This is a genomic window from Paenibacillus sp. J22P277 (assembly GCF_059383675.1).
Genome location: NZ_JBXENS010000002.1, coordinates 230,393 through 252,806, shown reverse-complemented (window position 1 = coordinate 252,806; position 22,414 = coordinate 230,393). Strand labels below are relative to the sequence as shown.

Annotated in this window: 20 protein-coding genes and 1 riboswitch; of the genes, 15 read left to right on the top strand and 5 right to left on the bottom strand. The window is 59.9% G+C overall.

Features of this window, described 5'->3' with window-relative positions:
• Positions 1 to 10 precede the first annotated feature (10 nt).
• Both AC50YL_RS05805 and AC50YL_RS05800 read right to left on the bottom strand, forming a co-directional pair.
• Positions 11 to 808: a DUF2705 family protein gene (locus AC50YL_RS05805; RefSeq protein WP_494830104.1), complete on the bottom strand. Its 798-nt coding sequence runs from the start codon at positions 806 to 808 to the stop codon at positions 11 to 13.
• A 14-nt stretch (positions 809 to 822) separates the two neighbouring features.
• Complete coding sequence (locus AC50YL_RS05800; protein WP_494830103.1) at positions 823 to 1,707, bottom strand: ABC transporter ATP-binding protein; 885 nt, start codon at positions 1,705 to 1,707, stop codon at positions 823 to 825.
• Between the two features lie 259 nt (positions 1,708 to 1,966).
• Positions 1,967 to 2,067, top strand: a riboswitch (purine riboswitch).
• A 195-nt stretch (positions 2,068 to 2,262) separates the two neighbouring features.
• Between AC50YL_RS05800 and purE the strand changes: the two genes are divergently transcribed.
• From purE to AC50YL_RS05730, 14 genes are all read left to right on the top strand, one after another.
• The gene (gene purE, locus AC50YL_RS05795; protein WP_494830101.1) at positions 2,263 to 2,748 is read left to right on the top strand and encodes a 5-(carboxyamino)imidazole ribonucleotide mutase; all 486 of its coding nucleotides are present in this window, start codon (positions 2,263 to 2,265) and stop codon (positions 2,746 to 2,748) included.
• Positions 2,745 to 3,914, top strand: a complete 1,170-nt coding sequence (purK, locus tag AC50YL_RS05790; RefSeq protein ID WP_494830099.1) for a 5-(carboxyamino)imidazole ribonucleotide synthase — start codon at positions 2,745 to 2,747, stop codon at positions 3,912 to 3,914. The genes purE and purK overlap by 4 nt, the downstream gene beginning before the upstream one ends.
• Positions 3,915 to 3,917: 3 nt before the next feature.
• A complete protein-coding gene (gene purB / locus AC50YL_RS05785; RefSeq protein ID WP_494830098.1) occupies positions 3,918 to 5,213 on the top strand; it encodes an adenylosuccinate lyase in 1,296 nt (431 codons plus the stop codon).
• A 184-nt stretch (positions 5,214 to 5,397) separates the two neighbouring features.
• The gene (locus AC50YL_RS05780; protein WP_494830096.1) at positions 5,398 to 6,288 is read left to right on the top strand and encodes a phosphoribosylaminoimidazolesuccinocarboxamide synthase; all 891 of its coding nucleotides are present in this window, start codon (positions 5,398 to 5,400) and stop codon (positions 6,286 to 6,288) included.
• 299 nt (positions 6,289 to 6,587) lie between these two features.
• Positions 6,588 to 6,830, top strand: coding sequence for a phosphoribosylformylglycinamidine synthase subunit PurS (gene purS, locus AC50YL_RS05775; RefSeq protein WP_161744390.1), 243 nt, complete (start codon positions 6,588 to 6,590; stop codon positions 6,828 to 6,830).
• A gap of 4 nt (positions 6,831 to 6,834) precedes the next feature.
• A complete protein-coding gene (purQ, locus tag AC50YL_RS05770) occupies positions 6,835 to 7,533 on the top strand; it encodes a phosphoribosylformylglycinamidine synthase subunit PurQ (protein ID WP_494830095.1) in 699 nt (232 codons plus the stop codon).
• Positions 7,511 to 9,754 (top strand): phosphoribosylformylglycinamidine synthase subunit PurL, encoded by a 2,244-nt coding sequence (gene purL / locus AC50YL_RS05765; RefSeq protein WP_494830094.1) that lies wholly within the window; start codon positions 7,511 to 7,513, stop codon positions 9,752 to 9,754. Before purQ ends, purL begins: the two co-directional genes overlap by 23 nt.
• Positions 9,739 to 11,217 carry an amidophosphoribosyltransferase gene (gene purF, locus AC50YL_RS05760; RefSeq protein WP_494830093.1) on the top strand — a complete coding sequence of 493 codons (1,479 nt, stop codon included), beginning with the start codon at positions 9,739 to 9,741 and terminating at the stop codon, positions 11,215 to 11,217. Before purL ends, purF begins: the two co-directional genes overlap by 16 nt.
• Before the next feature lie 358 nt (positions 11,218 to 11,575).
• Positions 11,576 to 12,622: a phosphoribosylformylglycinamidine cyclo-ligase gene (gene purM, locus AC50YL_RS05755; RefSeq protein WP_494830091.1), complete on the top strand. Its 1,047-nt coding sequence runs from the start codon at positions 11,576 to 11,578 to the stop codon at positions 12,620 to 12,622.
• Positions 12,622 to 13,254 carry a phosphoribosylglycinamide formyltransferase gene (gene purN, locus AC50YL_RS05750; RefSeq protein ID WP_494830090.1) on the top strand — a complete coding sequence of 211 codons (633 nt, stop codon included), beginning with the start codon at positions 12,622 to 12,624 and terminating at the stop codon, positions 13,252 to 13,254. Before purM ends, purN begins: the two co-directional genes overlap by 1 nt.
• Positions 13,255 to 13,297: 43 nt before the next feature.
• On the top strand, positions 13,298 to 14,479 hold the full coding sequence (locus AC50YL_RS05745) for a phosphoribosylaminoimidazolecarboxamide formyltransferase (protein WP_494830089.1): 1,182 nt from the start codon (positions 13,298 to 13,300) through the stop codon (positions 14,477 to 14,479).
• 15 nt (positions 14,480 to 14,494) lie between these two features.
• Positions 14,495 to 15,253, top strand: coding sequence for an IMP cyclohydrolase (locus AC50YL_RS05740; RefSeq protein WP_494830088.1), 759 nt, complete (start codon positions 14,495 to 14,497; stop codon positions 15,251 to 15,253).
• Between the two features lie 3 nt (positions 15,254 to 15,256).
• On the top strand, positions 15,257 to 16,525 hold the full coding sequence (gene purD / locus AC50YL_RS05735) for a phosphoribosylamine--glycine ligase (RefSeq protein ID WP_494830086.1): 1,269 nt from the start codon (positions 15,257 to 15,259) through the stop codon (positions 16,523 to 16,525).
• A 281-nt stretch (positions 16,526 to 16,806) separates the two neighbouring features.
• The gene (locus AC50YL_RS05730) at positions 16,807 to 17,715 is read left to right on the top strand and encodes a helix-turn-helix domain-containing protein (protein ID WP_494830085.1); all 909 of its coding nucleotides are present in this window, start codon (positions 16,807 to 16,809) and stop codon (positions 17,713 to 17,715) included.
• Here the strand turns inward: AC50YL_RS05730 and AC50YL_RS05725 are convergent.
• The 3 genes from AC50YL_RS05725 to AC50YL_RS05715 all read right to left on the bottom strand — a co-directional run bounded on the left by AC50YL_RS05725 (position 17,690) and on the right by AC50YL_RS05715 (position 20,865).
• Positions 17,690 to 18,577 (bottom strand): carbohydrate ABC transporter permease, encoded by an 888-nt coding sequence (locus AC50YL_RS05725; RefSeq protein WP_494830084.1) that lies wholly within the window; start codon positions 18,575 to 18,577, stop codon positions 17,690 to 17,692. The genes AC50YL_RS05730 and AC50YL_RS05725 overlap by 26 nt on opposite strands.
• 12 nt (positions 18,578 to 18,589) lie before the next feature.
• On the bottom strand, positions 18,590 to 19,468 hold the full coding sequence (locus AC50YL_RS05720) for a carbohydrate ABC transporter permease (RefSeq protein ID WP_494830083.1): 879 nt from the start codon (positions 19,466 to 19,468) through the stop codon (positions 18,590 to 18,592).
• Positions 19,469 to 19,557: 89 nt separating this feature from the next.
• Entirely contained in the window at positions 19,558 to 20,865 is a 1,308-nt protein-coding gene (locus tag AC50YL_RS05715) for an ABC transporter substrate-binding protein (RefSeq protein WP_494830081.1), read from the bottom strand.
• Between the two features lie 369 nt (positions 20,866 to 21,234).
• Between AC50YL_RS05715 and AC50YL_RS05710 the strand changes: the two genes are divergently transcribed.
• Positions 21,235 to 22,407: a polysaccharide deacetylase family protein gene (locus AC50YL_RS05710; RefSeq protein WP_494830080.1), complete on the top strand. Its 1,173-nt coding sequence runs from the start codon at positions 21,235 to 21,237 to the stop codon at positions 22,405 to 22,407.
• Positions 22,408 to 22,414: the final 7 nt, after the last annotated feature.

Here is a 22,414-nt window from a genome sequence, read left to right as displayed (position 1 = left end):
GTTCCATGCGCTAGACGGCGATGTCTTTTTTACTATAATACCAGTACGAGGCCAGGAAGCAACCGGCGATGGCGATCGCCATGATGCCGGCATAGAGCGGATGAAAGCTGCGCTCCGTGATGATCTGCGCGGAATCGGCGTATTTGAACGGACTGACGTACTTCAGCCAGGACAACCGGTCGGATAGGCCCGCCACCACGCTGAGGAAATACATGATGAACACCATCCCGAGCGACAGGGACACGATCGAACGCGTCCGGCGCGCGACCGCGGAGAACAGGAACGCGATGCCCGCGAACGTCAGATGCATCATCAGCACGGCGAGCTCCAGCAGGAAGAATGCCTTGTACGACAGCGCCTCGCCTTGCGCCAGCTGAAATCCGGCCAAGCTGGCCGCAACGACGACCAGGTTGAAAATGAGCACGTTCGCCATGGCGGCAAGCCATTTGTGCGCGATGATCGTCGGCCGCGAGACCGGGAGCGCCAGCAGAAATTCGGCCGTCTTCTCGTTCTGCTCCTTGGCCACGATGCCGGAGGCCAGCAAGGCCGCGTAGATGCTGCCGAGCAGCGTCGTCATGAGATGGATCTCGATCCCGTAGAAGCCGAGCAGCGTGCCGAGGCTGAGCCGGTCCATGCCGAATGCCTTCTGCATGCCTTCCGGCACGGCGTTCATCAGGTTATCCATGTCCTGCTGCTGCTTCGCCATCGATGGGAAGATGCTGAGATACAGGAATATGATGCCCGCGATGATGATGCTCCAGATAATCAGACTTCGCAAATTCCGTTTGAACTCTCTTCTGAACAGCATGCGCTCACGCTCCGTTATTTCGTGTAATAATGCAGGAAAATTTCATCCAGCGAAGGCTCTTCGATCAAGAGATCGGTAAACGGGCAGCCGGCGATGCCCTGCACGAAAGCTTTCATGTCCCCGTCGAAGAGCAGCTTTACGTGCGTGGTGCCGATCGTCTCCCGTCTGACGATGCCGGCGACGGCGGACAGATCGATCGCTTCCGGCTGCCGCGACGTAAGCGTGATATGCCGGAGATTGTTGCGCATCAGGTTCTCGATCGATTCGACTTTGATCAGCGACCCGTCCTTGATGATCGCGACGCGGTCGCACATCCGCTGGACCTCGCTCAAGATGTGCGAGGAGAAGAAGATCGTCGTTCCTTTGGCGCGTTCTTCCTTCAACAGCTCGAAGAACGTATTCTGCATCAGGGGATCGAGCCCGCCGGTCGGTTCGTCCAGGATGAGCAGCTTGGGCTCGTGAAGCAGGGCCTGCGCGATGCCGACCTTCTTCCGGTTGCCGAAGGAGAGGTCTTCGATCTTGCGGTTCAGGTCGAGATCGAGACGTCCCGCGAGGTCCGCGATTCGTTTCTCGTTGCGGCAGCGGTGGAAGGCCGCGGAGAAGCGGAGAAGGTCGACGACTTTCATGTCGTCGTAGTAGAACACCTCCGAGGGCAGGTAGCCGATCTGCCTCCGGATGTCGAGCGATTGCGTCACGACGTCCTTGCCGAAGATGCTGGCGCTGCCGGAGGTCGGGAAAATAAGGTTCAGCAGCGTGCGGATCGTCGTGCTCTTGCCGGCGCCGTTCGGCCCGATGAAGCCGAACACTTCGCCTTCCTCGATGGCGAAGGTGATGCCGGCGATGCCGCGGCGGTTGCCGTAGGTTTTGGTCAGGCGTTCGATGTTCACGATCGGTTTCATGGAATACCTCCTTCTAAGCTCAAGGGAAGACAAATATGTTGACTCGCCAGTCAATTCATTTATATGCCAAATTGACTCGCCAGTCAATAGGGAGTTGGTTGAGTTTTCTGACAAAACAAACAACTAACGGGTGGCAAAGAAAAACATTTGGATCGAAAATGAACCGAAACACGAACTATAACTGATAATTAGTATTTAATGTTCGTGTTTTTGCGTTGACATTCCACGTTAGGATTGATAAACTAGACATAGCTAATAACAAAAGTTTGTCGATGAAGCTCGTATATCCTTGGGAATCAGGCCCGAGAGTATCTACCCGAGAACCTCAATTTTCGGACTACGAGACCATGCAATGAAGAGCCAGGTTGCCGCCAAGACGGGGCAGCCTGATGTTGTCTTTACCGTTCTTGCGTTCCATCCTGTTCGCATGGGATGGAACGGGCGGGAAGAACTTCGCCGCAGGTCTTGTCAGATCCCGAAGCATTCCAGGTGGAACGGTGCTGAGGGATTTTTTTTCGGGTTTCTTCCATATAACGCAAAGGTGGTAATCAGCGAATGGCGGTACAAGTGGGCGTCATCATGGGCAGCAAATCGGATTGGGACACGATGAAATTAGCCTGTGACGTGCTGGACGAGTTGCAAATTCCGTACGAGAAGAAGGTCGTGTCGGCTCACCGGACTCCGGATCTGATGTTCGAATACGCGGAAACCGCCGCGGAACGCGGTTTGAAGGTCATCATAGCGGGTGCAGGCGGCGCTGCACATTTGCCCGGCATGGTCGCAGCCAAAACGATCCTGCCGGTTATTGGCGTTCCCGTCAAATCGTCGAATTTGAACGGCCTCGATTCGCTGCTGTCCATCGTTCAGATGCCGGGCGGCATTCCGGTGGCGACGGTCGCGATCGGCAACGCCGGCGGCACCAACGCCGGATTGCTGGCCGGCCAGATCATCGGCGCGTTCGACGCTGGCGTGCAGGCGCGCGTACAGGCGCGGCGCGACCGGATTCAGCGCGAAGTGCTGGAAAGCAGCGAGACGCTATGAGTAAAGCGGCGAACGGCGCGAAGATCGTTTTGCCGGGATCGACGATCGGCATTCTGGGCGGCGGGCAGCTGGGACGGATGATGGCGAATGCGGGCAGCGCGATGGGTTACCGGTTCGTGGCGCTGGATCCGACGCCGGATGCGCCGTGCGGGCAGGTCGCGCAGCAGATCGTCGCTGCCTACGACGACCGCGATGCCGCCGGCGAGCTGGCGAAGCGCGCGGATGTCATCACCTACGAATTCGAGAACGTCGACGCCGGCGTGGCGGCGATGCTGATGGAGCAGTCATACGTGCCGCAAGGCAGCGAGCTGCTGTACACGACGCAGCATCGCTTGCGAGAGAAGCGCGCGATCGAAGCAGCGGGCGCGAAGGTGGCGCCGTACGCGGAGGTCCGCAGCGCGGACGAGCTCCGCGAGGCGGCGGGACGGTTCGGACTCCCCTGCGTCCTCAAGACCGCGATGGGCGGTTACGACGGCAAAGGCCAGTGGGTCATCCGCAGCGAAGCCGAGATCGACGAGGCGTTCGAGACGTTGAACCGCGCGGGCACGGAGCTGGTCGTGGAACAATTCATCCGGTTCCGGAAAGAATTGTCCGTCATTGCGGCGCGCAGCACGCAAGGCGAGATTCGTACGTTCCCGGCGGCGGAGAATATCCACGTCGACAACATCCTGCATCTGTCCATCGTGCCGGCCCGCATCGACGAGGCGCTTCAACGGGAAGCGGAGCGGCTGGCGGCGCGGATCGCGGAAGGACTCGGCGCCGTCGGTTTGATCGCGGTGGAGCTGTTCCTGACGGAAGACGGCGAATTGTTCGTGAACGAGCTGGCCCCGCGCCCGCATAACAGCGGCCACTATACGATGGAGGCATGCAGGACGTCGCAGTTCGAGCAGCATGTGCGCGCGGTATGCGGGCTGCCGCTCGGCGACGCGTCGCTGCTGACGCCGGTCGTCATGGTCAACGTGCTCGGCGAGCACGTGGAGCCGCTGCTGGAGCTGATCGCGAAGCAGGATGCCTCGGCCGAGCGGCTGGGCGTCGCGCCTAAAATTCATCTATATGGGAAACATGAAGCCAAAACGAAACGCAAAATGGGACATGTCAACGTGCTCGCGGAAAATGCGGAGCAGGCGCTGGCGTGGATTTCCGAAACGAATATTTGGAGGGTTTAACAGATGCTACAGCGTTACAGCAGACCGGAAATGAGAGCGATTTGGACCGAAGAGAACAAATTCAAAGCTTGGCTCGAAGTGGAGCTTTGCGCGTGCGAGGCTTGGGTGGAGCTTGGCGTGATCCCGCGCGGGGACGTCGAGGCGCTTCGCGCGAAAGCGACGTTCGACATCGACCGCATCAACGAGATCGAGCTGGAAACGCGGCATGACGTGATCGCCTTCACGCGCGCGGTATCCGAGACGGTCGGCCCCGAGCGCAAATGGGTGCACTACGGCCTCACGTCGACGGACGTCGTCGACACGGCGATGGGCTATCTGCTGCTGCAAGCGAACGAGATCCTCGAGAAAGACATCGAGAACTTCATCGGCATCCTCCGCGGCCAAGCGGTGGCGTATAAAGACACGGCCATGATGGGCCGCACGCACGGCGTGCACGCCGAGCCGACGACGTTCGGCTTGAAGATGGCGCTGTGGTACGAGGAAATGAAACGGAACCTGGAGCGTTTCCGCCATGCGGCGAACGGCGTGCAGTTCGGCAAAATCTCCGGCGCGGTCGGCACGTACGCGAACATCGACCCGTTCGTCGAAGAATTCACTTGCCGCAAGCTCGGCATCACGCCGGCGCCGATCTCGACGCAGACGCTGCAGCGCGACCGCCACGCGGAATACATGGCGACGCTGGCGCTGATCGCCACGTCGCTCGACAAGTTCGCGACAGAGATCCGCGCCCTGCAGAAGAGCGAATTCCGCGAGGTGGAAGAGCCGTTCGCGAAAGGCCAGAAGGGCTCGTCCGCGATGCCGCACAAACGCAACCCCATCGGCTGCGAGAATATCTCCGGCCTGTCCCGCGTCATTCGCGGCCACATGCTGACGGCTTACGAGAACGTCACGCTGTGGCATGAGCGCGATATCAGCCACTCTTCGGCAGAACGCATCATTTTACCGGATGCCACCATGCTGCTCAATTACATGCTGAACCGTCTGGGCAACATCTTGAAGAACTTGCAGGTGTTCCCTGAGAATATGAAACGCAACATGCAGCGCACGTTCGGCGTGCCGTTCTCCGGCCGCGTCATGACGAAGCTGATCGACAAAGGCTTAAGCCGCGAGCAAGCGTACGATACGGTGCAGCCGCGCGCGATGCAGGCGTGGGAAGAACAGCGCCAATTCCGCGACATTATCGAGTCGACGCCGGAGATCACGAGCAAGCTCTCCGCCGAAGAGATCGCCGATTGCTTCAACCCGGCATGGCATTTGAAGCACGTGGATACGATTTTCAAGCGGCTTGAGTTGATTTAAAAGACAGACTCCGTATGTGAAGACATCTTCCGATCGCTGTTGTACCCCGAATTTTTTAATTTACCGTATGCGGGGAAATTTCGGGTACAAAGGCGAGCGCCAGCGCTGCTCCAGATCGTTTTCACCTACTCCGTCTAACGTCGTTTTATAATAAACTAAGCCTAAGGGGCAGGGGAGAAGAATAATGACACAAGCATTGTCCACGGCCGCGGAATACATTAAGGCGCCGCTGCTTTATAAAGGCAAGGTGCGCGAGCTGTACGATCTCGGCGAACATTATTTGATCGTCGTGACGGACCGCATCAGCGCGTTCGACTATGTGCTTGATCCGGCCGTGCCCGAGAAGGGGAACGTGCTGAACCGGCTGTCGGCTTTCTGGTTCGAGCAAACGGCGGACATGATGGCCAACCACGTCGTGCACACGGACGCGTACAAGCTGGGGGATCTCGTCACGGAGCCGGAATTGCTCAAGAATCGCATCATGGTGTCGAAGAAAGCGGAACGGATCGACATCGAATGCGTCGTGCGCGGCTATATCACGGGCGGCGGTTGGAGACAATATGTGAAAACATCGGCAATTAACGGCATCGAGCTGCCGGCGGGCATGCGGAAGAACGAACGTTTCGCGGAACCGTTGTTCACGCCCGCGGCGAAGAACGACGTCGGCCACGACGAGGACATTCCGTTCGCGCGCATGCAGGAGCTGGTCGGCGCCGAGCTCGCCGAGGAGCTTCGCGACAAGAGCATCCGCCTGTACGAATACGCACGCGCCTTCTGCGAAGAACGCGGCATCATCCTGGCGGACTGCAAATTCGAATTCGGACTCATCGACGGCAAAGTCATCCTGATCGACGAAATTTTCACCCCGGACTCCTCCCGTTTCTGGGCCAAGGCGAATTACGGCTTCGACATCGAAATCGACAGCATGGACAAGGAACCGGTCCGCACGTACCTGCTCGGCTCCGACTGGGACCAGAACGGCAAGCCGGACCCGCTGCCGCCATCGGTCGTCCAAGAAACGACGAACCGCTATCTCGCGATCTACGAAGCGCTGACCGGCAAGCCGCTGAACTAAGCGGCGTGATGCAGCACTAAACGCACTTATGCAAGCACGTTCAAACAACACGCGGGACAAGCAAAGATGTCCCGCATCACATAATAGAGCATCATGCAAAAGGTTTTCCCGGATGGGTGGAGCAAATAAGCGGGTTGTCGAACCGGAGAGCGCAAGCGATCGCCTTTGAACGTGGGAAACAACCGCAAGGTTATTGTTCAAGTTTCCCAGGTTCAACAGCGACGGAGGCCGACATACCCGCGTTTTGCGGAACACTCCCATCCCAGCACAAACCCATTTTCCAGGAGGCGACCCCCCTAATGAAGGCTAAAGTCTACGTAACGATCAAAGAAAACGTGCTCGACCCGCAAGGCAGCGCCGTGCAAGGCGCCCTGCACACGATGGGCTTCGAGGAAGTCGGCAAAGTCCGCATCGGCAAGTATTTGGAGCTGAACCTGAATACGTCCGATCGCGCGGAAGCGGAAGCACGTTTGACGGCGATGTGCGAGAAATTGCTCGCGAACACGGTCGTTGAAGATTTCCGCTTTGAATTGGAGGGGTAACACGATGAAGTTCGCGGTACTCGTATTTCCAGGCTCCAACTGCGACATCGACTGCTACAAGGCGGTCGAGGACACGATCGGCCAAGAGGTCGACTACGTATGGCATACGGCGACGGATTTGTCCGGCTATGACGCGATTCTCGTGCCCGGCGGCTTCTCGTACGGCGACTACCTGCGCTGCGGCGCGATCGCGCAATTCGCCCCGGTCATGAACGAAGTGGTGAAAGCGGCCGAAGCCGGCAAGTTCATCCTCGGCATCTGCAACGGGTTCCAAATCCTGACGGAAGCGGGCTTGCTCCCGGGCGCGCTGCTCCGCAACAGCGGCATGAAGTTCATCTGCCGCCAAACGCCGCTCGAGGTCGTCAACAACAACACGGCCTTCACGAGCCAATACGGCCAAGGCGAGATCATCAACATCCCGATCGCCCACGGCGAAGGCAACTACTACTGCGACGACGCGACGCTCGCGCAGCTGGAAGCGAACAACCAAATCGTGTTCCGTTATGCGGGCGACGACCATAACCCGAACGGATCGCTTAAAAATATCGCGGGCGTGAGCAACGCGCGCGGCAACGTGGTCGGCATGATGCCGCATCCGGAGCGCGCGGTGGACCAACTGCTCGGCTCGGAAGACGGCAAACGGATGTTCACATCGATTTTGAACGCATGGAGGGAACAACATGGCGCAGCAGTTAACGGCTAAGGAGCCGACGGCGGAACAAATCGCGGAGCAGCGCATTTACACGCAGTTCGGCGTAACGGATTACGAATACGAGCTTATTTGCGGGTTCCTCGGACGCAAACCGAACTATACCGAGATCGGCGTGTTCAGCGTAATGTGGTCGGAGCACTGCTCCTACAAGAATTCCAAGAAAATTCTTAAAAAGTTCCCGATCGACGGGCCGAAGGTCCTCATGGGACCGGGCGAAGGCGCCGGCATCGTGGATATCGGGGACAACCAAGCGGTCGTGTTCAAAATCGAATCGCATAACCATCCGTCGGCGGTCGAGCCTTACCAAGGCGCGGCAACGGGCGTGGGCGGCATCATCCGCGATATATTCTCGATGGGCGCGCGTCCCGTGGCGCTGCTCAACAGCCTGCGTTTCGGCAACCTGGAGAACGCGCGCGCGAAATACTTGTTCGAGCACGTCGTCGGCGGCATCGCCGGTTACGGCAACTGCATCGGCATCCCGACCGTGGCGGGCGAAGTCATGTTCGACGAGAGCTACGAGGGCAACCCGCTCGTCAACGCCATGTGCGTCGGCCTCATCGACCATGACAAGATCCAGCGCGGCGTCGCCAAAGGCGTAGGCAACCCGGTCTTCTACGTGGGCCCGGCAACCGGCCGCGACGGCATCCACGGCGCGACCTTCGCGTCCGTCGAGCTTTCCGAGGAATCCGAAGAGAAGCGCACGGCGGTCCAAGTCGGCGATCCGTTCATGGAGAAGCTGGTCATGGAAGCGACGCTCGAGCTGATCAATGCCGGCATCGTCGTCGGGATTCAAGACATGGGCGCGGCGGGGCTTACCTGTTCCAGCGCGGAAATGGCATCCAAAGCGGGTAATGGCCTGGAGTTGTACCTTGACGAGGTGCCGCAGCGCGAAGAAGGCATGACCCCGTACGAAATGATGCTGTCGGAGTCGCAAGAGCGCATGCTCTTCGTCGTCGAGCCGCAGCATGAAGCGCAGGCGCAGGAGATTTTCGACCGTTGGGGCATCATCTGCGTGAAGGTCGGCAAAGTGACCGACGACGGCCGTCTCCGCTTGTTCCACCAAGGCGAAGAAGTGGCGGACATGCCGGTTACGGCGCTCGTCGACGAGTGCCCGATGTACGACAAGCCGTCCAAAGAGCCCGCTTACTACGCGGCCAACGCGGCGATCGACACGGCGGCGTATCCGGAAGTGACGGACCTGACGGACGCGCTGAAGAAAGTGCTGGCCTCGCCGACCGTGGCGAGCAAAGAATGGGTATATAACCAATATGACTATATGGTTCGCACCAGCACTGCCGTTCAGCCGGGCTCCGACGCGGCGGTCGTGACGATTCGCGGCACGCGCAAGGCCTTGGCGATGACGACGGACTGCAACGGACGCTACGTCTACCTCGATCCGGAAGTCGGCGGCCAAATCGCGGTCGCGGAAGCGGCGCGCAACATCGTCTGTTCCGGCGCCGAGCCGCTCGCCATCACGGATAACCTGAACTTCGGCAATCCGGAGAAGCCGGAAGTGTTCTGGCAGCTCGAGAAAGCCGCGGACGGCATCTCGGAAGCCTGCCGCGTGCTGGATACGCCGGTTATCGGCGGCAACGTAAGCCTGTACAACGAGAACGCCAAGGGCGCGATCTACCCGACGCCGGTCATCGGCATGGTCGGACTCGTGCAGGACGTCGACCACATCACGACGCAAGGCTTCAAAGCGGAAGGCGACGTCATCATCCTCGCCGGCGAAACGAAGCACGAGTTCGGCGGCAGCGAGCTGCAATACGTCCTCCAAGGCAAGAGCGAAGGCCGTCCGCCGCAGATCGACCTCGCGGTCGAGAAGAAGCTGCAGCAAGGCGTGCTCGGCGCAATCAAGCAAGGCCTCGTCGCTTCGGCGCACGACTTGTCCGAAGGCGGCCTGGCCGTCGCAGTCGCGGAGTCCGCGATCAGCGGCAAGCTCGGCGCCGAAGTGAATATCGTGACTGACCTGCGCGCGGACGCCGCGTTGTTCAGCGAGACCCAATCCCGCATCCTGCTTTCGGCGAAAGCGGATCAAGCGGACAAGCTTACGCAATACCTGACGGAACAAGGCGTTCCGAACGCAACCATCGGCGTCGTGCGCAGCAGCGGACTGATCATGAACATCAACGGCAAACCGGGCGTTAACGCGCCGGTCGAACAACTGGAGAAGGTCTGGAAGGATGCGATTCCATGTCTGATGAAATAAGACAGCTGCCGAAGCTGTGGACTGGCGATCATTATAACGAAGGCATCGGCCGCGATGACATTTTCGATAAATTGCGCGAGGAGTGCGGGGTGTTCGGCGTGTTCAACGTGCCGGACGCCTGCTCGCTCGGCTACTACGGGCTCCATGCCCTGCAGCACCGGGGCGAGGAAAGCGCGGGCATGGCCGCGGTCGAATCCGCGAGCGGGCATTTCACGTACCACCGCGGCATGGGGCTGGTCAAGGAAGTATTCGACCAGTCGAAGCTGGAAGGGTTGCCAGGCGACCGCGTAATCGGCCACGTGCGGTATTCGACGGCGGGCGAGAGCAAGCTGGGGAACGCGCAGCCGCTCATCTTCAAGTACCGCGACGGCGACCTCGGCGTCGCGACGAACGGCAACATCGTGAACGCGCCGTCCATCCGCAAGGAATTGGAGAGCCAAGGCTCGATCTTCCAAACGACGAGCGATACGGAAGTCATCGCGCATCTAATCGCGCGTTCGAACAAAGATTTCGTCAGCGCGGCCAAGGACGCGCTTCAGCGCATCATCGGCGGCTTCGCGTTTCTCATCATGACGAACGACAAGCTGCTCGTGGCATCAGATCCCCACGGCTTGCGTCCGCTAGTCATGGGCCGCATGGGCGACGGCTACGTCTTCGCGTCGGAGACCTGCGCGCTGGAAACCGTCGGCGCCGAGTACGAGCGCGACGTGCAGCCGGGCGAGCTGCTCATCCTCGACAGCAGCGGCCTTCGGGTCGACCGCTTCGAGAAGCTGGAGCGCCGCGCGACCTGCGCGATGGAATACATTTATTTTGCCCGTCCCGACAGCGACATCAACGGCATCAACCTCCATTCCGCGCGCAAACGGATGGGGCGTCAGCTGGCGCTGGAGTCGTTCATCGACGCGGACATCGTGACCGGCGTGCCGGACTCCAGCATCTCCGCGGCGATCGGCTATGCCGAGCAGACCGGCATTCCGTACGAGCTCGGGCTGATCAAGAACAAATACACGGGCCGGACGTTCATCCAGCCGTCGCAGGAGCTGCGCGAGAAGGGCGTCAAGATGAAGCTTTCCGCCGTGCGCAAAGTCGTGGCAGGCAAGCGGGTCGTCATGATCGACGATTCCATCGTCCGCGGCACGACGAGCCTGCGTATCGTCAATATGTTACGCGAAGCCGGCGCGACGGAAGTGCATGTGTGCATCACGTCGCCGCCGTTCAAGAACCCGTGCTACTACGGCATCGACACGCCGGACCGCAAGGAACTGATCGCGTCGCAGAAGACGGTGGAAGAGATCCGTCAGGCGATCAACGCGGATTCCTTGTATTTCCTCAGCAACGAGGGCTTCGTCGACGCGGTAGGCGGCAACGACGGCGAATACAACCGCGGCATGTGCCTGGCCTGCTTCGACAACGATTATCCGACGCCGGTCGATCCGACCTCGGAGAAGAGCTGCAGCTGCTAAAATAGGTGATGTTATCGTGGCCTGCGGCCGATGTGGTCTGCAATCGCTGTTGTAATTGGATTTCTTGATTTTCAACCTATACGGTTGAAATCCAATTACAAAGGCGAAGGCTGGAGGTGATTGGTTTGCATTCACTGTCGGAAGTCGGGGAATGCAGCATTCGCCTATCGCTTTTCCGACCCACATCGGCCTCCGGCCACTTTTATCGCCGTTTTCAAACCAACTCCAAGCGATTCTCACTCGGAATTCATAAAAAGAAAGTGATGCATTATAGCATCTCGCAGCGAGTTCTTCGCTGACCTTCGGACCATCCGAAGGCTGTCAGGACCCGCAAAAACCTTTAAGGAGCTGACCAGGAGTGGCAGAAGCGTATAAACAAGCCGGCGTCGACATCGCGGCGGGCAACGAAGCGGTCGAACGGATGAAGAAGCACGTGAAGAAGACGTTCCGCCCCGAGGTGCTGACGGAGCTTGGCGGTTTCGGCGGGTTGTTCGGCCTGAACAAGGACAAGTACGAGGAGCCGGTGCTCGTCTCGGGCACGGACGGCGTGGGCACGAAACTGAAGGTCGCGTTCGCGATGGACAAGCATGATACGATCGGCATCGACGCGGTCGCCATGTGCGTGAACGACATCGTCGTGCAGGGCGCGGAGCCGCTGTTCTTCCTGGACTACCTGGCTTGCGGCAAAGTCGAGCCGGCCAAGATCGAAGCGATCGTCAAAGGCATCGCCGACGGCTGCGTGCAGTCCGGCTGCGCCCTTATCGGCGGCGAAACGGCCGAAATGCCGGGCATGTACCAAGGCGACGAATACGATATCGCGGGCTTCACGGTCGGCATCGTCGACAAGAAGAAGATCATCGACGGCACAACGATCCAGCCGGGCGACGTCGTGCTGGGACTCGCGTCGAGCGGGATTCACAGCAACGGCTACTCCCTCGTGCGCCGTCTGTTGGTCGACAACTCCGGCTACGGTCTGGACGACAAGCTGCCCGAGCTGGGCGGCGAGAAAACGCTCGGCGAAGTCATCATCGAGCCGACCCGCATCTACGTGAAATCGGTGCTGGAACTGATCAACCGCGTAACGGTCAAAGGCATGGCGCATATCACGGGCGGCGGCTTTATCGAAAATATCCCGCGCGTGCTGCCGGAAGGCGTGAACGTGGAAATCGCCTACGGCTCCTGGCCGATCCAACCGGTCTTCAAGCTGATGCAGGACAAGGGCGGCATCACGAACCGCGACATGTTCACGACGTTCAACATGGGCGTGGGCATGGTCGTCGTCGTCGGCGAAGAGCAGGCCGAAGAGGCGCTGCGCGCCGCGAAAGAGCTTGGCGAAGACGCGTATATCATCGGCAAAGTCACGGAAGGCAGCCGCGTCGTAACCTTTACGGGCGCGGACGTGTAATGTCGGCCGGGGCCTGGAACCCGCTGCGGATCGCGGTATTCGCCTCCGGCAGCGGGAGCAATTTTCAGGCGCTGGCGGAAGCGGCCAGGGAGGAAGATTTCCCTGCGGAGGTCGCGCTGCTCGTGTGCGACAAGCCGGCGGCGGCAGTCGTCCAGCGCGCGGAGGCGCTGAACGTGCCGACATTTCTGTTCGACCCGAAGTCGTATGCTTCCCGAGAAGCAGGCGAGGAGGAGATCGTCGGTCTCCTCCGGCGGTCGGGCATCGAGCTGATCGTGCTCGCCGGCTACATGCGGCTCATTACCGACGTGCTCGTGAAGCCGTATTATGGGCGCATCGTCAACGTGCATCCGGCGCTGCTGCCTGCTTTTCCGGGCGTGCGGGGTATCCGCCAGGCACTGGAGTACGGCGTCAAGCTCACCGGCGTGACGGTCCATTTCGTGGACGGCGGCATGGACACGGGACCGATCATCATGCAGCGGGCGGTCGACATCCGGGACGAAGATACGGAAGCGTCGCTAGCCGAGCGGATCCGTGCGATCGAGCACGAGCTGCTGCCGCTGGCGGTCCGCCGCATCGCCGAAAGGCGCGTGTCGCTGGAAGGACGCAAAGTAACGGTACGAAGCGGCGATTAGGCCGCGCGAAGACGGGATACGAGAAAGGACGAAGATCGAACTTATGAGCGATATCAAAGAAATCGGTTTGAGATACGGCATGAACCCTCATCAGCAGGACGCGAAGATCTACTCCGCGGACGGCAAGGCGCTGCCGCTGACGGTCGTGAACGGCGACCCTGGCTTCATTAATTTGCTCGACGCGTTGAACGCGTACCAGCTCGTGCGCGAGCTGCGCCAAGCAACCGGCTTGCCGGCGGCAGCCTCGTTCAAGCATGTCAGCCCCGCCGGAGTGGCCGTATACGCGCCGATCTCGACGGAGCTGGCGAAAGCCTACTTCGTCGACGGCATGGAGCTGACGGAGCTGGCGACCGCCTACGCGCGCGCCCGCGGCGCGGACCGCATGTCGTCGTTCGGCGACGCGGCCGCGCTCAGCGACATCGTCGACGCTTCGACGGCGCAGCTGCTCAAGCGCGAAGTGTCCGACCTTGTCGTAGCGCCAGGCTATACGCCGGAAGCGCTCGACATCCTGAAGCAGAAGAAAGGCGGCAAGTACCTGATTCTGCAGATCGATCCCGAGTACGTGCCGGATCCGATCGAGACGCGCACGCTGTTCGGCATGAAGATGCAGCAGGAGCGCAACGGCTCCGTGCCGGACGCTTCGGTCTTCGACAAAGTCGTCACGGCGAACAAAGAATTGCCGGATAACGCGAAACGCGACCTGCTCGTCGCGCTCATCACGCTCAAATATACGCAATCCAACTCCATCTGCTACGCGCTCGACGGGCAAACGGTCGGCATCGGCGCGGGCCAGCAATCGCGCATTCACTGCACGCGGCTTGCGGGCGACAAAGCGGACCGCTGGTATCTTCGCCAGCACCCGGCCGCGCTGAACATGAAGTTCCGCGAAGGCTTGGCGCGCGCGGAGCAGAACAACGCGATCGACCTGTGGCTGGAAGACGAAGTCACCCCGGTCGAACAAGCGGCATGGGAACGCTGCTTCGAGGAAGTGCCGGCGCGCTTGACGCGCGAGCAGAAGCGCGAATGGCTGAACGGCCTGCAAGGCGTATCTTACGGCTCGGACGCGTTCCTGCCGTTCCGCGACAATCTCGACCGGGCTAGCCGCAGCGGCGTGAAATACGTCATTCAAGCGGGCAGCTCGCTGCGCGACGAAGAAGTCGTGCAAGCGGCGAACGATTACGGCATGGTCATGGTATACTCGGGCGTACGCCTGTTTCATCACTGATAGGAGGCGACGAGGATGTCCATGAACACAACGACGAAATGGAAAACGCTGGCGGATGCGACCGTGCAGCGTCTGCAGGACAACAGTTATCCGGGTCGCGGCATCGTGATCGGCTTGACGCCGGACGCGACGCGCTACGTGCAGGTCTATTGGATCATGGGGCGCAGCGAGAACAGCCGCAACCGCGTATTCATTCCGGAAGCGAACGGCTTCCTGCGGACGGAAGCGCGCGATCCGGCGAAGCTGACGGACCCGTCGCTCATCATTTATTACCCGCTGCGCCACGAGGGCGGCGCGCATATCGTGACGAACGGCGACCAGACCGATACGATCTGGGAAGCGATCCAAGCGGGCGGTTCCTTCGAGCAAGCGCTCGCCAAGCGGACGTACGAGCCGGATCCGCCGAATTTCACGCCGCGCATCTCGGGCATCGTTGACTTGAACGATCCGCAGAACGCCTACAAGCTGTCGATTCTGAAGTCGAACGAGAACGACGAATCGCAGACGAAACGGCACTATTTTCATTATGAGCAAGCGATCGCGGGCTACGGCCACTTCATCTCCACGTACGTCGGCGACGGCAATCCGCTGCCTTCTTTCGCCGGCGAGCCGCAAGTGGCGCCCTTGTTCGACGACGAGCAGGAGACGGCGCGTTTCTATTGGGAGCTGCTGGACGCGGACAACAAAATCTCGTTGCTGGTCAAGACGATCCGCATCGGCGACGGCGAGACGAAGCTGACGGTCGTGAACCGACCCGCCGAAGGAGGCGCTTAAACGATGCGGATCATGGTCATCGGCGGCGGCGGGCGCGAGCACGCCATCGTTTGGGCGCTCGGCAAGAGCGAGAAGGTCAGCAAAATCTTTTGCGCGCCGGGCAACGCGGGCATCGCGGAGCTGGCGGAATGCGTGCCGATCCCGGTCAACCGGTTCGGCGAGCTGATTCAGTTCGCCTGCGACAACGAGGTGGATCTCGTCGTCGTCGGTCCGGACGACCCGCTTGCGGACGGCATCGTGGATGCGTTCGAAGAACGCAACATCTCGGTCTACGGCCCGCGCAAGAACGCGGCGGAGATCGAGGGCAGCAAGATTTTCATGAAAAACCTGCTGAAGAAATACGACATCCCGACGGCGAAGTACGAAACGTTCACGGATTACGAGTCCGCGATGGCCTACTTGCAGCAGCAGGAGGCGCCGATCGTCGTGAAGGCGGACGGGCTCGCCGCCGGCAAAGGCGTCACGGTCGCTTACTCGATCCAAGAAGCGGAAGAAGCGCTGCACGGCATGATGGTCGGCAAGGTGTTCGGCGAATCCGGCGGCCGCGTCGTCATCGAGGAATTCCTCGAAGGCCAGGAGATGTCCATCTTGGCATTCGTGGACGGCGCGACGGTACGCGCGATGGTGCCGGCGCAGGACCATAAGCCGGTGTACGACAACGACAAGGGTCCGAACACGGGCGGCATGGGCACGTACTCCCCGCTGCCGCACATCGATCCCGCGCTCGTCGCGGACGCGATCGAGAACATCATCAAGCCCACGGCCAAAGCGATGGTCAGCGAAGGCCGTCCGTTCCGAGGCGTGCTGTTCGCCGGGCTCATGATCACCAAGCAAGGCGTAAAGACGATCGAGTTCAACGCGCGCATGGGCGATCCGGAGACGCAGGTCGTGCTGCCGCGTCTCAAGACCGACTTGCTGGACATTATCCTTGCCTCCTTGAACGGACGCCTGGATCAGCTCGAGATCGAATGGAGCGACGAGGCCGCGGTGTGCGTCATCGCCGCGTCGGAAGGCTACCCCGGCCCGTATCCGAAAGGGCTGCCGATCGAGGGACTCGAAGCCGCCAAAGCGCAAGGCGCGCTGATCTTCCATGCCGGCACGTCGCTGAAAGACGGCCGGATCGTCACGAACGGCGGCCGCGTGCTCGGCATCGTCGGCCGCGGCCGCGATATCGCGGAGGCGCGCGCCCGCGCGTACGAAGCGGTATCGGTCATTCATTTCGACGGCATGCACAGCCGCACGGACATCGCGGCGAAGGCCTTGCGCGGCTAGGACGCGCAGCGTACGCGGCTGCCATTCGCTTCACGGCGCCGTTATCACGGCGGCCCGCAGCGAGCCGATTTTCATAAACACATAAAGCCTGTCGGGAATTTCCCGGCAGGCTTTTTTTGATTGGAATCCCCGTGCCGCCCATTTCCGGCGGCGCATCACAAAAATAGCCGTAGCCAAGCGCTTCGGCAGGAGTTTCGAGCCGCGCAGCGAATTTGATTTAGATGGAAGTATGCGCTTTCATTCGAGGCCAGATTCGATGAATAGGAGATGACGCTGACACTATGCAAATGCCTGTTCTTCATTTATGCGGCGATTTCGTCGTCAGACGGAATTGGAAGCTGGATATGCGGGTATTGGAGGAGCACGAGCTGGTCTATTTCCCGATTGGAACCGGTACCATATATCAGGCCGGCGAACGGTCGTACCCGATCGACCGGCCCGGTTGGGTCATCACGCGCGCGGGCGTGCCGCATCGCTGGCAGTTCAGCGAGTCCTCCGCCACGCGGCATCTGTTTCTTCATTTCAGCGCCGATGAAAGCCTGTTTCCGCATCTGCTGCGGGAGAACGGCCCGGATCTGATTCCCGCCGGAGAGGGCAACTTCCACGCGTCGCTGATCAGTTATTTGCTCGAAGTCACGTATCTCGAGAAGAACGGCCGGCGCAGCAACATGCTGCTGGCCTCGTTGTTGAACGAGCTCGACCACCTGGCCGCCCGGGCCAAGGAAATCAGCTGTTTCGACGATCCCCGAGCGGAGAGCGACTCCCGCTCCCCGTATTCCCTCGTAGTCAGCAAGGCGATCCAGTACATCCGGCGCCATCTGGCCGATCCGATTACCGCGCAGGAGATCGCGGCGCACTGCCAAATCTCCGGCGAGCATTTGTCGCGCCTGTTCGTGCGCGAAGTCGGCATCCCCCCGCGCCAAATGATCATCCAGCTGAGGCTGGAGCGGGCCGCGCACACGCTGCGCCACAGCACGCTCAGCATCAACGAAATCGCGGCCCAATGCGGATTTTCCGAGAACCATTATTTCTCCAGAACGTTCGCCGCCAATTTCGGCTTGTCCGCTTCCGCCTACAGGGGCAAATACGCGGTGCCGGACGCGCAGCATTTCGATTACGACGAGACGATCGAGGAGAAATACCCGATCAACGCGTACATCCGCCTCAACCCTTTATCCCCGTCATCGTAATGCCTTCGATAATATAGCGCTGCAGCAGCAGGTAGACCAGCAGCACGGGGATGACCGCGATCGCGGACCCGGACATCATGAGCGTCCAGTCGGTTACATAGAGGCCTTTGAACGTGCTGAGCATGAGCGGCACGGTGAAATTGTCGGTCGTGCTCAGGAAGATGACGGGCCGGAAGAAATTGTTCCACGTGCCCAGAAAGGCGATGATGGCGAGCGCCGCGAGCGCCGGCTTCACGAGCGGAATCATGATCCGCCAGTAGATGGTCCACATGTTCGCGCCGTCCACGTAGGCCGATTCGGACAAGTCCCGCGGAATCCCCAGGAAAAACTGCCGCAGCAGGAAGACGCCGAAGGCGCTGAACAGCGAATCCGGGATGATCAGCGACAGATGCGTGTCGAGCCAGCCGAAGTTCTTGAGTATGACGTACAGCGGCACGATGGTCACCTGCTCGGGCACCATCAGCATCGACAGGAACAGGATGAAGAAAGTATTCCGGAACGGGAAATTAATCTTGGCAAAGGCGTAAGCGGCCATGGAGCAGGTCAGCAGTTGGCCGAGCACGATGCAGACCGAGATATACGCGCTGTTGAAATACGCCTTGTCGAAGGGCATCGCCGTCAAGGAGCGGTGGATGTTCGACCAGACCCAGGGGTTGGGGAACATCTTCGGCGGGATGATGAAGATTTGGGACAAATCCTTCAACCCGCTCGAGATCATCCACCAGAACGGCGCGATCATGAGGATCGACGCCGCGATCAGCAGAAGATGAAGCAGGATGGCGGAATAGTTGATTTTGCGGTGCGAGGCTCGATGTTTGACTTGGTGCAGCGGTTGGCGCGATTCCGGTTTCACCGTATTCATGGCGATGCCCTCCTATTCGGCGTAATGGACCCACTTGCGGGACAAGCGCGTTTGCAGCGTGGTAAGGACGAGAATGATGACGAACAGCACGACGGCGGCGGCGGAGCTTTTGCCGAATTGGAAGTTCTTGAAGGCGAGCTCGTACAGGTGGTAGACCATCGTATAGCTGGCTTTCGCGGGTCCGCCGCTCGTCATGACGAACGCGGTATCGAACACCTTGAACGAATCGATGACGGCGATGATCGTGACGAACAGCGTGGTCGGCGAGAGCAGCGGCAGCGTGATGCGCCAGAACTGCTGGCTCTTCGTCGCGCCGTCGATCATGGACGCTTCGTAGTAATCCTTGGAGATGCCCTGCAGGCCGGCCAGGAACAGCACCATGTTGAAGCCGAGCCCCTTCCAAATGCTCACGAGCGCCAAGGACGGCAATACCAGATGCAGATCCGTGAGCCACTGCGGACCTTTGACGCCGAAGAGCTGCTTCAGCATGACGTTGATCAGGCCGAAATCGCCGTTCAAGAGCCACATCCACACGATGGCGACGGCGACGGAGCTCGTCACGACGGGCATGAAGAAGAACAGCCGGTACATGACGCGCAGGCGGACGTTATTCAGGGCGACGGCGGTCAACAGCGCGAGGAAGATGCCCGCGGGCACCGTGAGCACCGAATAATAGAGCGTGTTCGTCATCGCTTTCTGGAAATCCGGGTTCTGGAACGCATACGTAAAATTCTCGAGTCCGAGGAATTTCGGCGTGCTGAAGCCGTCCCAGTCCAAGCCGCTGATGACGAAGGTGCTGATGAGCGGAATCAGCGAGAACGTAAGCAGTCCGATGAGCTGCGGGGCGATGAAGAAAAATCCCCATATCGCATTCGATCGTTTAGGATTCATGATGGGCCTCCCGTACAGGTATGGTGGAATAGGCGAGAAGGGGCGGAACGAAGTCCTCCCCTTCTCGCCCTGCCTATGTCATGCGGCGTTTAATTGGCGCTCGCTTCGGCGATCTTCTTGTTCACGCCCTCCGCCATCTTCTTCAGCGTCGTCGCGGCATCCTGTTTGCCCAGCAGCAGGAGGTCATAGTTGTCCTTGACGACATCCGAAGCGCCGGGAACGGCCGACTCCGAAGGCCACAGCGCATAGCCGATTTCGCGGGCGTCGAGGAAGTACTGCGCGTGAGCCGGTTGCGCGTTCTTGTCCAGCACCAGATCGTCTACGCCGGATACGGAAGGAACGGCGTTGCCGCCTTTGAGACGGAATTGCTGGCCTTCTTTGGATACGAAGTAGGAGAGGAAGTCATACGTTTCCGTCGGGTGCGCCGTTTTCTTGTTCATGACCATGTAGGCGGTCGGGATGCCCGCGGACTCCATTTTGTTGCCCGTGTTGGTCGGCAGCGGCACGATGTCGTACTGCAGCGCGGTGTTGGCGTTGAACTGCGGGACCCACCAGCGGCCGGCGATGCCGAAGCCGACCTGGTTGGACATGAACATCGCATCCGGGCCTTGGCCCTTCGGCAGCGAGCCGGAGAAGACGAAGTTCTTGTTCTTCACGTTATCGGCCAGGAATTGGAAGGCCTCCACCGTCTTCGGATCGGTGTCGCCGATGAATTTGCCGCCCTGCTCCTTGTCGTAGACTTTTCCGCCGTTCGTCGTGACCCACGAGTAGACCGGCGCGGACCAGTCCTCGAGCACGAGGCCGTACTTGCCGGCGGCTTGCAGCTTGGACGTCAGCTCGGTAAGCTTCTGCCAGTTCCACTGCCCCGATTCGAACAATTGCTGCGGATCGTCGGTAATGCCGGCGTCGGTCAGCACCTTCTTGTTGTAATACATGACGAGCGGGTTGCAGTCGACGGTGACGCCGTATATTTTATCGTCGCGCTTCGAGCCGCCCCATAAGCCGTCGGCGAAATCGCTGGCTTTGATCGGGCTGCTCGGGCTGTCGATGAGGGATGTCAATTCCGAGATGGAGCCGTTCGCGATCAGCTTGACGACGGTGGCGTCGCCGGCGTAGAACGCGTCGGGAGCCGTGCCGCCCTGCAGCTGCGTGATGATTTTCTCCTCGTACCCGTCGTTCGGCACGGCGACGAGCTCCCATTTCACGTTCGGATGGTCTTTGTTGTACTGGTCGGTCAATTCGTAGAAACGTTTCAATTCGCCCGGATTACCCCAGGTGCTCCACTTCAAATGCAGGACCTCTCCGTTGGAACCGCCCGACGACCCCGAGCTGCACCCGGTCGCGATCATCGAAACGAGAACCACCGAACTTGCGGTAAGCTGCCACGTTTTTTTCATTGTTTTTCTACCCCTTTCAGAATGATCAATATTCCAATAGTGGTGAAATCTAGTGGATTTTCCGATTCGTAAGCAGATTATAGAATGGAATGACAGCGTTTACAATGTGCGTATTTCGAACAAGAAATGGACTTTTTTGATCTGATTCCATCCGATGCGGGTCCATGGGAGGGAGGTTTTGTCGCTTCGCCCCGTACTTGGTCGAAACGTTGCATGCCATGATTTACATGCGCGGATGTTACCTCTTTGTAACTACATGCCGGCCCGATTCCATTACCATGGGGAGAGGATAGGAAAATCGTGCACCGCCTAGGGGAGAGCAGGATGCGTTTTAGGGGAAAATGGCGCTTCAAGCGGCGTTTAGCCGTTATGATATTGGCAACGCTTATGGTAGGACTCATGGCCGGATGCGGCAATTATTCCGGCGGCGATACGGCCGGCAGGCTGGATGCGGCCGGCAAGCCGTGTCCGCCGTCCGGCCAGCGGTTGGCTGCCGTTCAGGTAGCGGTGAAGGATGCGGACGGAGCTCTGGCATGCAGGGAGATGCTCGGTCCCCCGGTCGTGTCGAACGCGGGGCCGGGCTCCGGCACGGGGCAGGACGAGGGACATACGGCGTCAGGAACGCCGTCGCGCCCTGTCGACGCGAAGCCGGGTTCCAAGCCGGACTCGCAAACGGGCGCGCAGATCGGTTCGAACTCAGGTTCCAAGCCAGATTCGAATCCATCTTCCAAGCCGGGCTCGAATTCAAGCTCAAAGCCAGGTTCGAATGCAACTTCCGAGCCGGGCTCGAAGCCTCAATCGCAGACGGGTTCCAAACCGGATTCGAAGCCCGGTACCGCAACGGCTTCCAAGCCGCAGGATCAGGCTCCGGCCGCGCCGCCGGTGAAGCTGGATAAACCGACGGAACCGGCGATCGCGTACACGGGCAAGAACGGCGCCAAGCTGGTCGCGCTGACGTTCGACGACGGTCCGGACAATCGGTATACGCCGGCGATCCTGGACATTTTGAAAGCCAAGCACATTCATGCCACCTTCTTCACGGTCGGGCTTCAAGTCAAACGCTACGGCGCCGTCATGAAGCGAATCGTGGACGAAGGCAGCGAGATCGGCAATCATACGTATGCGCATAAGGACCTGTCGAAACTTGACAGCAAGCCGATATTGAATCAAATTAAATGGACGGACACCTTGATCCAAAAGCAGGCCGGCTACGTGCCGCGGCTCGTGCGCGCGCCTTACGGGGCGTCGTCCCCGCTGCTGAAGCGGATCGTGGCGGACAACAAGCGCGAATTGGTGTTTTGGACGGTGGATACGAAGGATTGGGAAGGCAGCCCGGTGACGGCCATGCGGGCCAACGTGAACAAGAACACGCATCCCGGCGGCATCATTCTCATGCACTCGTTCGGCAGCAAGCATGTCGCCAACACGGTGCAGCTGCTTCCGCTGATCATAAAGGATTTGGAGGCCAAGGGCTACAGCTTCGTCACGGTCGGCGAGCTGCTCGACGCGAAAGCGCAGCACCGGGCCGCCGCCGCGAAATAACCCGGGA